Origin of the sequence: Rhodophyticola porphyridii (assembly GCF_003688285.1) — a bacterium.
GTDB classification, from domain to species: domain Bacteria; phylum Pseudomonadota; class Alphaproteobacteria; order Rhodobacterales; family Rhodobacteraceae; genus Rhodophyticola; species Rhodophyticola porphyridii.
This window is the reverse complement of record NZ_RCNT01000001.1, coordinates 137,180-148,253: the sequence shown is the minus strand read 5'-3', so window position 1 is coordinate 148,253 and position 11,074 is coordinate 137,180. Positions and strand designations below refer to the sequence as shown.

Below are 11,074 nucleotides of genomic sequence, written 5' to 3'. Positions count from 1 at the left end.
CCAGATCAAATCAGCAGGAGCCGCACAGAATGGCCGCCGCAGCAGATCCGGATATTGACGAGGCGCCGAAAAAGCGGGGCCTGATGATGCCGTTGTTGATTGGCCTGTTTCTGGCCGCCGCAGCAGGGGGTGGTGGGTTCTGGGCGGTTACCCAAGGGCCGCTTGCCGGCCTGTTCTCCCATGCCGAGACGGATGACGAGGAGGCCCATGATGAGGCTGAGCGCCCGGCCGAATACATGCCCGTGGCATTTGTTCCGCTTGAGACGCTGGTCGTCTCCCTGGGGTCGGAGGCCGCGGGCCAGCATCTTATCGTATCCGCCGAACTGGAAGTGGATCCGGCCTATGCAGATGAGGTCACGACCCTGTCGCCACGGGTTCTGGACGTGCTCAACAGCTATCTCCGGGTCATCGACCTGCGGGAACTGAGCGAACCGACCAGCCTGATCCGGTTGCGCGCGCAGATGTTGCGCCGGGTGCAGGTCGTGACCGGAGACGGGCGGGTGCGCGACCTTCTGATAACCCAATTCGTGGTGAACTGATGACGGTTTTTCTGACCTTTCTCGCAGATGCTCTCATGGTGGTCGCCGCCCTTGGCGCGGCAGTCTATTGCTTCATTCTGTCCCGTCGGCTGACCAGGCTGAGCAGTATCGACAAGGGTCTTGGCGGCGCGATCGCCGTCTTGTCCGCCCAGGTCGACGATATGAACAAGGCGCTTGAGGCGGCGAAGTCGGAGTCTGACTCCGCCGCCTCCCATCTTCAGGATCTGACACACCAGGCGCGCGAGATCGCAAGCGATCTGGAGCTGATGATTGCCGCCTGCCACGACGTGGCGGCGCCAGAACCAGCCGGTGATCCCGTGCCTGTCGAGGACTCCGAGCCTCATCCTGAGGAGGAGTTCCCCGGACTCCTCCAAGAGGACACGGACCCTGAGGCCGAAGAACCCGCAACCGAAACTCCGCTTTTCGCCCGCCGACGGGCCGCGGCAGAGCCGGAAGAGCAGAGCGCTCAGCCTGTGTTCCGCCATCGCCGCTCCGGGCAGATCGAGGCCGCGCAATGAGCGGCGCGAAGATCCTCCGGCGAAGCCGCTGGCGCCAGAGAAGCGTCCTGCTCGTGCTCGCTCTCGCCTTTGTAACCTCCGGCATCCTTCGCCTCGGCACAATGGATATCGCATGGGCGTCGGCCACCGAAACGCACGATATGGCGAGCGATGAAACCGGCCTCATGTGCCCGACAACCGCACCACTCAGCGAGGCCCTAACAATGGTCCACGGGCGGGCGGAAATGCTGGACCAGCGGGAAGCCGAACTTGACGGGCGGGAGCAGGCGATTGCCGCCGCGCAAACCCTGGTCGAAGATCGCCTGGCCGAACTGGCAGATCTGGAAGTGCGACTGGAAACGCTTCTCGCCCTGTCCGACAGCGCGGCTGAAAACGATCTTGGCCGGCTGACACAGGTCTATGAAACCATGCGCCCCGAAACCGCAGCGGCCTTGTTCGAACAGATGGAACCCAGTTTCGCCGCAGGATTTCTGGCCCGAATGCGCCCCGAAGCCGGCGCGGCTCTCCTGGCCGAGATGCCACCTGAAACCGCCTATTCCATTTCGGTGCTCATGGCCACACGCAACGCCTCCGCACCGCGATTTGCCGAAGGCGACGACACTGAAAATTAAGCCTTATCCGGCAATCTGTCGCTCAACATCCTTCACGAGGACCTCCGCATGATCGGCCTTGTTGGCATTCTCATCGTTTTCGTAACCGTGTTCGGCGGCTATCTCGCCGCGGGCGGAAAGCTGGGCATTATCCTCAAATCGCTGCCTTACGAGTTCACCATGATCGCCGGGGCGGCCGCGGGTGCCTTCGTCATTTCGAACCATACCTCGGGCGTGAAACACACGATGAAGGATATGAAGAAGGTCTTCAAAGGGCCGCATTGGAAACCGGATGACTACCGGGATCTTCTGTGTCTGCTGTTCGAACTGATCCGCCTTGGCAGACAGAATGCCGTCGCACTGGAAGAACACACGGAATCGCCGGAGACGTCCGAGATATTCGGCCGCTACCCCAAGATCCTCGCCGACCGCGAAGCGGTCGACATGATTTGCGATACCCTGCGCTCGGCTTCGATGAACTACGACGATCCGCACCAGGTAGAAGAAGTCCTGGAAAAAAGGCTCGAGTCAAAGCTCCACCACGCAATGCATTCGACCCACGCCCTGCAATCGGTGGCCGACGGGCTCCCGGCTCTGGGCATCGTGGCGGCGGTTCTCGGGGTGATCAAGACAATGAGTTCGATCGACCAGCCGCCCGAGATTCTCGGCAAGATGATCGGCGGGGCACTGGTCGGCACATTTCTGGGTGTATTTCTTGCCTACGGCCTTGTCGGGCCGTTTTCGACCCGGCTCAAATCCGTGGTCGAAGACGATCAGAACTTCTATGTCCTGATCCGCGAGGTTCTGGTCGCCAATCTGTTCAATCACGCCACGAATATCTGCATCGAGGTCGGGCGCCAGAACACGCCAAGCCACATTCGCCCGTCCTTCAACGAACTCGAAGACTCTCTTAAGTCCTTGAAACAGGCCGCTGCGGCATGATCCGCGTAGCCGTCAGTTTGACGGTCTGGCTGTTTGGGGCCGGGCTCGCATGGGGGCAATCGGCGACGGTTCAGTCGGGTGAACATGACGGCTATACCCGGTTGGTCCTGCCGATCGGAAGCCAGCGGGACTGGGAGGTCGGCGGGGAGGGAGAGATCCGCCGGATCACCTTCACCCCGGATGTGCCCGCGCTCGATCTCTCCCGCGTTTTCGACCGGGCCAGCCGCAACCGCCTTGCCGATATCGCGCTCGCAGATGAACTCACGCTTTCGCTCGCCTGCGATTGCGAGTTGCGTCTGTTCCGGTATCGCGACCGGTTCCTCGTGGTCGATATTGTCGATGCCGATCCGGGGCCGACCGCCGGAACGGAAGACCCTGCGCTGACAGACACATCGACGCCGACGGGTGCGGAGCTTCCGATCCTCCCAAATCCCTTTGGCGCGCGGCAGATGACGCTGGACATCGCCCAGGATGCAGCGTCGCCCCTGCAAACCGGTCCGGAGCAAAACCATCAGCTCGATCAGGCTGCAAATCTGCTGGCCGAGCAATTGGCGCGGGCCTCTTCCGCCGGGCTGCTGGAGGTCGCTCCGATGCAGCCACTATCGGCCGCGGATCCGACGCCTTCGATCAGGGCGGAACCCGATGAGCCGGCACCGTCTGATGACCATCTCGCAGCTGAGGAGGGGTCACATCCGACGGTCGAAGATGAACAGGCGGTCGAGGCGCCTGAACCGGGCCTCGCCTTGCGGGCAGAAACCGCCTTCGATCTGAGCCGTCACGCCCGTGACGATCCCGCGCCGATAGAGCGACCCCTGTCCTGCGCGCCGGGCACTGAACTCGATATCTCGAGTTGGGCCAGCGGAACCGGGTTTGAGCAGGAGATCGGCTGGCTTCGGGCCAGGTTATATGATGAGCGGGATCAATTGATACCCGACGCAGCCATCGATCTTGCACAATATTACATCTACCACGGCTTCGGCGCGGAGGCGGTTTTCTGGCTCGATCAGGTTCAGAATGCCCCGCCCGCGCTGACGTCCATGGCGCTCTATCTGACAGATGCCGAAGGGCCCGTCTTCAGCGAGATAGAAACCACCGCCGCCTGCAGCAGTACCGAGATTCTGTGGCGCTATCTCGACAGTCAGGACGGGCCGGCTCCCGGCGAGGAGGAAACCCGTCTTCTGCTGCGCGCATTCGCCGGCCTGCCGCGTGGGTTGCGCGATATTCTCGGGCCGCGGCTTGTACGCAAGTTTCTGGCCGATGATCGCACCGCATCTGCCCAAGAGGTGCGCAACGCTCTGCTCCGAGGCGACCGGTTATCCGACGCGGAGCAATTCCTGGTCGATATGGATGTGGCGCAAACACGCGATCCGGAGACGACACGAGCGAATCTGGAAGAGGTGATGCGCAGCGATACCCGAAACGCCCCCGAAGCGATGCGACGCTTACTTGCATTGCACCGCGAAGAACGAAGTGTCGTCGACCCAGAAAGACTGACCGTCGCGGATGCCTTGCTGCGAGAGACCGGCGGGAGGCCGGAGCCAGGCACGCTTTGGCATGAAACACTTCTGGCGCACGCCGCGGCGGGAAATCTCGGACGCGCACTCGAACTGGCTGCGCTGGCAACCGATCCCGATGTCGAGCAGGAGATACTCACGGATCTTTTCGCGCAACAGGCTGCAAATCCGGATCTGGCGGGGCTGGTCCTGCTGGCGACGGCGCGCGCGGATCAATGGGATCAGGATCGCGCGACTGCGCCTCTTCGTCAGGAGATTGCGCGCCGGTTTCTGGAGGCCGGTTTGCAGGAACTGGTCTTCAGGGTTGCGCCTCCCGGGATTCCGATCGATCCGCCTGAAAACCTGTCAGCGGACACTCCGGCCGAGAGTGATCTGGCATCGGCATGGCGTCGCGGCGACTGGCCCGCCGTTGCCGGAATGCCTGCCGGCCCACATGCGGAATTCGCGGAACTGATCGCAACCTTGCCCACAGACGGGACGCCCACACCGCCAATCCGGGATCTGACGGTCATCAGCCGTACAGTCTCCGATAGCTCTGCGACCCGGACCCTTGTCGAAACGATCCTGAACAGCCCGCCCGCGATTTCGATTCCGGACTAACGGATTGGTAAACACTGCACCCTAGTCTGGTCAGGTCTGTTGACTTGCAAGAACTGCGAGACCGATGATGCCAGAACAGGACTTGCGACCCGCGCGCCGCATCCTCGCGATACCTCTGAGGCTGTGCCTTCTGGCAACCGGTCTGCTCGCGCCGCTCCCGGCGATCGGGTCGGCGAACATGTCCGAGGCTTATGAAAGCTGCGACCGCGCGGCGGAGATGGCCAGTCACCAGACCGGCGTCCCGGTGCAGGTGTTGATGGCAATCACGAGAACGGAAACCGGACGGCACAGGAACGGAGAAACCCGGCCCTGGCCGTGGACCGTCAACATGGAGGGAACGGGGGCGTGGTTCTCCACCCGGTCCGAGGCACTGAACTATGCCATTCGGCATCATGCGACCGGCGCAACCAGCTTCGATATCGGGTGCTTCCAGATCAATCATCGCTGGCACGGGCGCGCATTCACCTCGATTGACGCCATGTTCGATCCGGCTGCAAACGCGCGCTATGCAGCGGAGTTTCTTGCAGACCTCCATGCTGAGCTCGGGACGTGGGATGCGGCTGCCGGGGCCTATCATTCCCGCACACCGGAACACGCAACGCGCTATCTGGCCAGCTACCACCGGCATCTGGCGGCTTTGCAGACCTCCGACCCAGCATTTCCGGCTGACGCTCCATCCGCGCCGCAGCCTATCCGGCGAAACCGGTTTCCATTGTTGCAAGCGGGGTCAACACCGGGCGCGACCCCCGGCTCGCTGGTGCCACATGTGCACGGCGGCGTCCAAGCCCTGTTTCAGGACATGTGATGGAAAATCTCCGCTCCCTTTTTCAGCCGACAATACTCTTCGCGCTCGCACTGATGGCGGTCATCGTGATGATGATCCTGCCGGTTCCGTCCTGGGTGCTGGATGTCGGGCTGGCCGCATCCTTCGGACTCGCGATCCTCATCTTCACGGTGACATTATTCGTCGAGCGGCCGCTTGATTTCTCCTCCTTCCCGACGGTGCTTCTTGCATCTCTGATGCTGCGCCTGTCGCTCAACGTCTCCTCCACCAAGCTGATCATCGGGGAGGGACATACGGGCACCTCAGCCGCAGGCGGCGTGATCGAGGGGTTCGCGATGTTCGTGATGGGCGGCAGCGTGGTGATGGGGCTGGTGATTTTCGGGGTCCTGCTGATCGTGAATTTCATCGTCATCAACAAGGGTGCTGCGCGGATGGCCGAGGTCGGCGCGAGATTTGCACTGGATGGCATGCCCGGCAAGCAATTGGCGATCGATGCCGATATGTCGGCCGGCGCCATCGACCACACCGAAGCCAAGGAGCGACGGGAGCGGGAACAAGCCGAAACCACGTTTTTCGGCTCGCTCGACGGGGCCTCGAAATTCGTCAAGGGCGATGCGATCGCGGGGCTGCTGATCACGCTCTTGAATCTCGTCATGGGTCTGATCATCGGGACGGTCATTCACGACATGCCCCTTGGACGGGCCTTCGAAACCTATTCCATTCTGACCGTGGGCGATGGGCTGGTGTCTCAGATCCCGGCGGTCATCATTGCGATTGCCTCAGCCCTCCTGCTCGCGCGCGGCGGTGCCACGGGTGCCACGGATATCGCGCTTTTCGGGCAACTCGGCCGGCATCCCTCGGCGCTGGCGACGGTGGCGATACTGATGGGCGTGTTCGCCCTTGTCCCAGGTCTGCCGTTTCTGCCTTTCGTCATCGGATCGATTGCGCTTGGAACGGCCGCATTCATGAAATTCGCGACCCTGAAACGCGAGGAAACGACGGCCCAGACCGACGTCGCAGATGCCGATACCCGCGAGCAGCAGGAGAAGATCGGCGATATCCTCGAACTGGACGATATTCATGTAGAGTTTGCGCCCGACCTCGTGAGCCTCGCCCTGGATCCGGCCACCGGGCTCGATGCGCGGATCCGCAATATGCGGGACCACGTGGCGCGGGGGTTCGGTGTGATCCTGCCCGAGATGCGCCTGACCGATCGTGCCGATTTGCCCCCCGGCACCTATGCGATCCGTATTCACGGCGTCGAGCATGCGCGTGACCGCCTGGACACAAACGGCGTACTGGTCCTGAAAGGCGAAACCGATGCGGGGCTGCCCCCGGGCACGGATGTGGAGGAGCCCGTTTACGGCGCACCGGCCAGATGGATACCTACCGTGGACAGAGAGCAGGCGACGATGCTGGGGCTGACCGCCGTTGCGCCGTCCGAGGTGCTTGCGACCCACCTTCTGGAGACCCTCAAGCGCAATCTCTCCCGCCTTTTGACCTTCAAGGCCCTGCAACGCCAACTGGATGCGTTCGTGACATTGAGCGATGCCGGAAGATCCGAGGAAAATCGCCGCCTTCTGGAGGAACTGGTACCCGACAAGGTGCCGCTTGATCTGCTGCATGCGATCCTGCGGCTGCTGTTGTCAGAACAGGTATCGATCCGCAATCTGCCGTTGATCCTGGAAGCGATCGCGGAGATCCGCCCCTCTACGCCGCAACCCGACCTGATCTGCGAGCATGTGCGCCAGCGGCTCGGATTTCAATTGATCGCCGATTTGCGCCGCGCGGACGGGAGCCTGCCCCTCATCCAGCTGGCCGGTCAGTGGGAGGACGTGTTTCAGCAACATCAGCTGCCGGGCGATGGCGGCCTGCCCGAGATCGCCCTGCCGCCCGAGGAGTTCAACAAACTGGCGAAAAGCGTCGGCGACAAGGTCTCTCAGGCCAGCGAAAACGGCACCTATGCGGCAATCGTGACCTCGGCCTTGCGGCGGCGCTTCCTGCGCACGGTGCTGACGGCGCGGGGCATCACCAATCCTGTCCTCTCCTTCGAGGAAATCGGGCTTGACGGGAAACCGGCCCTTGTCGGACTGGCGGCGCCATGATCCCGCTGTTGTGGGAGCTATTTCCTGCCCTGCAGGCCTGGCTTGGCGTGGCCGCGGCGGTTTTCCTCCGCGTTGGGGCGGCTTTTCTTGCCCTCCCCGCCTTCGGGGAGGCGCTTATTCCCATGCGGGTGCGACTGGCCGCAGCGGTTGCCTTCACCGCGATTCTCGTTCCCGCCATCGGTCCGGATCTTCTTTCGCTGCCTGCCGGCAACATGCCGCCCACACGGTTTTTCCTGACCGAGGCAACCATCGGGCTGATGATCGGCGTCGCCCTGCGCCTGGTTGTCCACGGTTTGCAGATCGCGGGTGTGATGGCGGCTCAGGCGACGTCCCTGTCCCAGATCATGGGTGGCGCGCTGCCGGAGGCGCAGCCCGCGATGAGCAACCTTCTGATGCTCGCCGGCTTAACACTCGCCATCATGTCCGGGCTTCACGTGCATCTGGCCGAAGCTTTTCTGCGCTCCTATCAGGTATTGCCGGCAGGTGAGTTTCCGTTCAGCGGCGATACCGGCGCCTGGATCGTGGCTCAGGTCGCTGCAACCTTTTCACTGGCTTTCTCGCTTGCTGCGCCGTTTCTGATCGCCTCGCTGCTCTATAATGTCGCCTTGGGTGTCATCAACAAGGCAATGCCGCAGTTGATGGTCGCGTTTGTCGGGGCGCCGGCGATCACCTGGGGCGGACTGGTGCTGCTGCTGGTCACGACACCTTTCATCCTGCCTGTCTGGTTTGCGGTCTTCGAGGCGCGGCTGGCCAACCCGTTCGGGTCTCCGTGATGAGCGACGACCAGTCAGGCTCCGACAAACCATATGACCCGACACCGAAGAAGCTGGAAGACGCGCGCCAGAAAGGCGAGATTGTCCGCTCCACCGATCTGAACACGGCTGTTGTCTATGGCGGCATGCTTCTGGGCGCGGCCCTCTTCGGGCAGACGACCGGCGTGGATATCGGGCATCTGAGCCAGGTGGTGTTCGGTCAGGCCGATACGCTTGCAGCGCTGATCCTCGCCCCTGGCGGTCAGGCGCTCAGCGGGGGGATGATCTGGGTCGTCATGGTCGGGTTTCTGACCCTGATCGCGGTTCCGGCCGCGCTCCTCATCGCGTCGCTGTTCGCGCAACGGGCAATTCTCTTCACGCCGAGCAAGCTTGCTCCCAAGCTGTCGCGCATTTCCCCGATTGCCAACGCGAAGAACAAGTTCGGGGCCAACGGCCTGTTCGAGTTCGCCAAATCCAGCGCCAAGCTGGCGATCTATTCGATCCTTCTGGGAGCCTTCCTGTGGGTGCGATCCGACAAGATCTTGACCTCGATCTATGCCTCCGACGGGCAGGTGATCGGCGCTCTCGGCCAGCTGGTCATGGAATTTCTGGCCTTTGTTTTCATCATCGCGCTGGTGATGGGCGCCGTCGACTATCTCTGGCAATGGGGCGAGCATCAGAAGAAGAACCGGATGAGCCGACAGGAACTGGTTGATGAGACCAAGCAGAGCGAGGGCGACCCGCATATGAAGCAGCAGCGCCGTCAACGCGGCTATGATCTGGCCATGAACCAGATGCTGCAGGACGTCCCGGATGCCGATGTCGTGGTTGTGAACCCCACGCATTATGCGGTGGCGTTGAAATGGGAACGGGGCAAGGGCACGGTGCCGGTCTGCGTGGCGAAAGGTGTCGACGAAATCGCCGCAAGGATCCGGGAGCGCGCGGCTGAGAACGGCGTGCCGATTTTCCATGACCCGCCAACGGCGCGGGCACTGCATGCCACAATCGAGATCGGCGCGCCGATTACGCCCGGCCATTTCCGCGCCGTCGCGGTCGCCATCCGTTTTGCCGATACGATGCGCAGCAAGGCGCGCTCGGTGATGTCTTGAGACACGCGGCCAATCCCAAGCTGATCGGGCTTTTGCAGATCGCGGAGGTTCTGGCGGACCGGGCCTGCCTGGAGCTTTCCGCGGCAACCAAGACGTGTTCTGAGCTGGAAGCCGAACTGCAGAAGCTGAAGGACGCGCATGCCAGGACTCTCGCCGCGCCCGTCGACCCGGCCAGCGGCGCGGTCCTCGCAAATCTCCAGAAGCATCACAGCCTGCGCCGCATCACATTGATGCAGAAACTCGCGGCGAAACAGGCCGTCAGGCTGGAGAAACTGAGGCTGGCCCAGCAGGCAGAAGGGCGCAGACAGGCGCTTCAGGAGCTGATCAGTCACGCATCCTGACGGACGATATCCACAATCAGAACATCGCTTGCAATGTCGCCCAGAACCCCGACCGCCGCCTCGCGCAACCCTTCGCGAAGCGGCATCATGGCTGCGGCTTCGGTAAAGCTGCCATCAAATCCGCCGGCATTCGCATGGGCGAACATGACGCGCAGGAACGCGTCCCGCAGCCGTGGTTCCCGCTGGAAAACCGCTTCGTTCTGGCCCGGTGCAACCTCGACCGTCAGCGACAGAACCACCATCGAGCGAACGGTGCCATGACGCACGATCGGCACCACGAACTGGTTGTTCAGCCGTACATACTCAAGCTCGGTCGAGCTTTCGCCGTGGCCGTCATCTCCGCCGTGGTCATCCCCGTGGCTCTCGTCTTCGCCATGGTCGTCGCCACTGTGGTCATCGGCGGCATCCTCTGCATGGGTGTCCTCTCCCGCAGTCTCGTCGCTGCCGGACATCATCGCGCCAACCGCGATACCAGCGCCGAGGCCCACGACCAGTAGAACGACCGGGATCAGAATGCGGATCATCTTGGCACCTCAGAACGGCAGGAGAATATCGGCAACCTGCTGGCCATAGCGCGGTTGCTGCACATCGGTGATCTGACCTCGGCCGCCATAGGAAATCCGCGCTGCGGCAATCTTGTCATAGGTGATTTCGTTCACGCGGGAGATGTCTTCGGGCCGCACGAAACCGGAGATCAGCAACTCGCGAATCTCGAAGTTCACCCGCACCTCCTGCGATCCTTCGATCCGCAGCACCCCGTTCTGGAGCACATCCGTAACAGTGGCCGCAATCCGCAATGTCAGCTCTTCGTTCCGGCGCACGGAGCCGTCGCCGCCGGAGCTGCTGGAGGAGTTTGTGCTGACCGCGTCGGCCATGCTCGCCCCATCTGGCAGCCGCTCGTCAAGCCGTTGCGGGATGCCGAAAAGCGATGGCAGCGACATCTGCTCGGAGCCGTTCCGCGAGCGGGCGGTACTGTTGGAAATCTCGGCGCTTTCGTCGATCTCGATCACCACGGTCACGATATCCCCCCGCGTTCCGGCACGCCGGTCGCCCAGCAGGGAACGCCGCCCGGCAGTCCAGAGCGAAGCGCGGTCCAGTGGATCCAGAGACGGCGTGCCGACAGGAAACGGAGCCGAGGTCATCGCCAGAATCTCGTTGCCGCCGGTCGGGGAACTCAGCGCCGGGGCACGGCCGACATTCTCCAACCGTGCGCATCCGGCCACGATCAGCATTAGACCAAGCAGAACGGGAAGACCCAGACGGGCAAACGGCAGGGGCAT

The 11,074-nt window shown here is 62.6% G+C and carries 12 protein-coding genes; 10 read left to right on the top strand and 2 right to left on the bottom strand.

The features are described 5' to 3' along the window. Positions 1-29 precede the first annotated feature (29 nt). The 10 genes from D9R08_RS00755 (at position 30) to D9R08_RS00710 (ending at position 9,794) form a co-directional block, all read left to right on the top strand. Complete coding sequence (locus D9R08_RS00755; protein ID WP_121896104.1) at positions 30-539, top strand: flagellar basal body-associated FliL family protein; 510 nt, start codon at positions 30-32, stop codon at positions 537-539. A gap of 35 nt (positions 540-574) precedes the next feature. Beyond that, positions 575-1,057 (top strand): DUF6468 domain-containing protein, encoded by a 483-nt coding sequence (locus D9R08_RS00750; protein ID WP_147450598.1) that lies wholly within the window; start codon positions 575-577, stop codon positions 1,055-1,057. Beyond that, complete coding sequence (locus tag D9R08_RS00745; RefSeq protein ID WP_121896102.1) at positions 1,054-1,668, top strand: MotE family protein; 615 nt, start codon at positions 1,054-1,056, stop codon at positions 1,666-1,668. Before D9R08_RS00750 ends, D9R08_RS00745 begins: the two co-directional genes overlap by 4 nt. Positions 1,669-1,716: 48 nt before the next feature. After that, positions 1,717-2,589 (top strand): flagellar motor stator protein MotA, encoded by an 873-nt coding sequence (motA, locus tag D9R08_RS00740; protein ID WP_121896101.1) that lies wholly within the window; start codon positions 1,717-1,719, stop codon positions 2,587-2,589. Next, positions 2,586-4,703 carry a hypothetical protein gene (locus tag D9R08_RS00735; protein WP_121896100.1) on the top strand — a complete coding sequence of 706 codons (2,118 nt, stop codon included), beginning with the start codon at positions 2,586-2,588 and terminating at the stop codon, positions 4,701-4,703. Before motA ends, D9R08_RS00735 begins: the two co-directional genes overlap by 4 nt. 67 nt (positions 4,704-4,770) lie before the next feature. Continuing rightward, positions 4,771-5,508 carry a transglycosylase SLT domain-containing protein gene (locus D9R08_RS00730; protein WP_233557149.1) on the top strand — a complete coding sequence of 246 codons (738 nt, stop codon included), beginning with the start codon at positions 4,771-4,773 and terminating at the stop codon, positions 5,506-5,508. After that, positions 5,508-7,592 (top strand): flagellar biosynthesis protein FlhA, encoded by a 2,085-nt coding sequence (gene flhA, locus D9R08_RS00725; RefSeq protein WP_121896099.1) that lies wholly within the window; start codon positions 5,508-5,510, stop codon positions 7,590-7,592. The genes D9R08_RS00730 and flhA overlap by 1 nt, the downstream gene beginning before the upstream one ends. Further along, positions 7,589-8,365 (top strand): flagellar biosynthetic protein FliR, encoded by a 777-nt coding sequence (locus D9R08_RS00720; RefSeq protein WP_121896098.1) that lies wholly within the window; start codon positions 7,589-7,591, stop codon positions 8,363-8,365. The genes flhA and D9R08_RS00720 overlap by 4 nt, the downstream gene beginning before the upstream one ends. Further along, a complete protein-coding gene (locus tag D9R08_RS00715; protein ID WP_121896097.1) occupies positions 8,365-9,453 on the top strand; it encodes an EscU/YscU/HrcU family type III secretion system export apparatus switch protein in 1,089 nt (362 codons plus the stop codon). Before D9R08_RS00720 ends, D9R08_RS00715 begins: the two co-directional genes overlap by 1 nt. Continuing rightward, the gene (locus D9R08_RS00710; RefSeq protein WP_121896096.1) at positions 9,450-9,794 is read left to right on the top strand and encodes a hypothetical protein; all 345 of its coding nucleotides are present in this window, start codon (positions 9,450-9,452) and stop codon (positions 9,792-9,794) included. The genes D9R08_RS00715 and D9R08_RS00710 overlap by 4 nt, the downstream gene beginning before the upstream one ends. Here the strand turns inward: D9R08_RS00710 and D9R08_RS00705 are convergent. Together D9R08_RS00705 and flgH are read right to left on the bottom strand one after the other, a co-directional pair. Continuing rightward, positions 9,782-10,318: a flagellar basal body-associated FliL family protein gene (locus D9R08_RS00705; protein WP_121896095.1), complete on the bottom strand. Its 537-nt coding sequence runs from the start codon at positions 10,316-10,318 to the stop codon at positions 9,782-9,784. The genes D9R08_RS00710 and D9R08_RS00705 overlap by 13 nt on opposite strands. 9 nt (positions 10,319-10,327) lie before the next feature. After that, positions 10,328-11,074 carry a flagellar basal body L-ring protein FlgH gene (flgH, locus tag D9R08_RS00700; protein ID WP_121896094.1) on the bottom strand — a complete coding sequence of 249 codons (747 nt, stop codon included), beginning with the start codon at positions 11,072-11,074 and terminating at the stop codon, positions 10,328-10,330.

Excerpts from the sequence above, each read along its gene's own strand:
- D9R08_RS00755 (WP_121896104.1), top strand. The coding sequence starts at position 30 with ATGGCCGCCGCAGCAGATCCGGATATTGACGAGGCGCCGAAAAAGCGG.
- D9R08_RS00750 (WP_147450598.1), top strand. The coding sequence starts at position 575 with ATGGTGGTCGCCGCCCTTGGCGCGGCAGTCTATTGCTTCATTCTGTCC.
- D9R08_RS00745 (WP_121896102.1), top strand. The coding sequence starts at position 1,054 with ATGAGCGGCGCGAAGATCCTCCGGCGAAGCCGCTGGCGCCAGAGAAGC.
- motA (WP_121896101.1), top strand. The coding sequence starts at position 1,717 with ATGATCGGCCTTGTTGGCATTCTCATCGTTTTCGTAACCGTGTTCGGC.
- D9R08_RS00735 (WP_121896100.1), top strand. The coding sequence starts at position 2,586 with ATGATCCGCGTAGCCGTCAGTTTGACGGTCTGGCTGTTTGGGGCCGGG.
- D9R08_RS00730 (WP_233557149.1), top strand. The coding sequence starts at position 4,771 with ATGCCAGAACAGGACTTGCGACCCGCGCGCCGCATCCTCGCGATACCT.
- flhA (WP_121896099.1), top strand. The coding sequence starts at position 5,508 with ATGGAAAATCTCCGCTCCCTTTTTCAGCCGACAATACTCTTCGCGCTC.
- D9R08_RS00720 (WP_121896098.1), top strand. The coding sequence starts at position 7,589 with ATGATCCCGCTGTTGTGGGAGCTATTTCCTGCCCTGCAGGCCTGGCTT.
- D9R08_RS00715 (WP_121896097.1), top strand. The coding sequence starts at position 8,365 with ATGAGCGACGACCAGTCAGGCTCCGACAAACCATATGACCCGACACCG.
- D9R08_RS00705 (WP_121896095.1), bottom strand. The coding sequence starts at position 10,318 with ATGATCCGCATTCTGATCCCGGTCGTTCTACTGGTCGTGGGCCTCGGC.
- flgH (WP_121896094.1), bottom strand. The coding sequence starts at position 11,074 with ATGCCCCTGCCGTTTGCCCGTCTGGGTCTTCCCGTTCTGCTTGGTCTA.